This window comes from Rhodococcus sp. T2V, assembly GCF_029269925.1.
GTDB classification, from domain to species: domain Bacteria; phylum Actinomycetota; class Actinomycetes; order Mycobacteriales; family Mycobacteriaceae; genus Rhodococcus_F; species Rhodococcus_F koreensis.
The window spans coordinates 1-1,075 of record NZ_JARJBD010000309.1 but is presented as its reverse complement, the minus strand read 5'-3'; the positions used below and the strand labels follow the sequence as shown (position 1 = coordinate 1,075).

General features: G+C 61.5%; 2 protein-coding genes. One reads left to right on the top strand and one right to left on the bottom strand.

Annotated features, from left to right (window positions below; all coding sequences use genetic code 11):
• Nucleotides 1–91: acyl-CoA dehydrogenase family protein (locus tag P3H15_RS54075; protein WP_276139974.1), on the bottom strand; the 91-nt coding region annotated here is incomplete at its 3' end.
• Between the two features lie 316 nt (nt 92–407).
• Here P3H15_RS54075 and P3H15_RS54070 point away from each other — a divergent pair.
• Nucleotides 408–893 (top strand): MarR family winged helix-turn-helix transcriptional regulator, encoded by a 486-nt coding sequence (locus P3H15_RS54070; protein ID WP_276144835.1) that lies wholly within the window; start codon nt 408–410, stop codon nt 891–893.
• Nucleotides 894–1,075 lie beyond the last annotated feature (182 nt).

The window sequence follows — 1,075 nt, the reverse complement described above, 5'->3', positions numbered from 1 at the left end:
CCCACTCCACCGCATGCGGCGCCAGATGCTCGGCCGCGAAATCACGGGCCGTGTCGCTGATCGCCCGCTCGTCATCGGTCAAGGTGAACATATGAATCGACTCTTTCAGATCGGGGAAGTTGGAAGTACTATAGTTGGAAGTCCATCAATATTTCCAATGGAGTTTCAGTGCCGCAATTCTTCGGCGCTGAGACGTGACATCTACGGTAATTGCCCACTAGGGCAATTGATTTGGAAGTAGATGGATTCTGGAACGGGCCGGGTCGAAGCCTGGATCACTGCGCGAACCATCGAACCCACCAGCGCGCGCGTCGCGTTCGACCATCCTGGGTAGAAGAAGGATGACTCACATGGCCTCTGTGCAACCGTCACCGTCGGAGTTGTGTTCTGCCTCAACGGAGAATTCCGTGACGGCATTGGTCACCGCCGTCCTTCAGGCGCACAAGGTGATCGTGCGCCGTCTCGACTCTGCTCTCAGCCCGCTGGGACTCACCGTTCCGCGGTTTGAGGTTCTGTCGGCAGTCATCGCCGCGCCGGAGGGGGTCACACCCATGGTGCGACTGTGCCGCACCCTCGGCCGCCACGCTACGACCATAGGAGCGCTGGTGGATGGGCTCGAGGGCGCTGGTTTGGTCGCCCGATCCGTCAATCGAGCAGACCGACGCGAGACGCTGGTGACCATTACCGAGCGCGGTCGCGCGGTCGCTTCGTCCGCTGTCCACGCTCTCGACCGAGTCCTCATGGCGGACCCACAGGTGATGAATCGTCTGAGCAGGGAGCTTCAAGCCTTCATTGCCGCGGAGCCTGCCGACGCCGATTCCGAGTCGGCGGCCGCCCGATCTCATCGCGCCCTCGCGCACGGTTCGGATGCGCAGACCAGCGGGGCATCATGACCGGTACTGATATCGACGATGATCACGACGGACCACGGTCGACCGGCGAGCGTGGTAGCGATGCGGTCCCGAGCCACGAGGTCACGATCGACGTGCGAAACATCCGGTCTGACGACCTGCGGTATCTGCTAGCGTGAGTTTCCTAGGTAGCCGAGTTTTCGTGTCGCGTCGTGCGTGTTGAG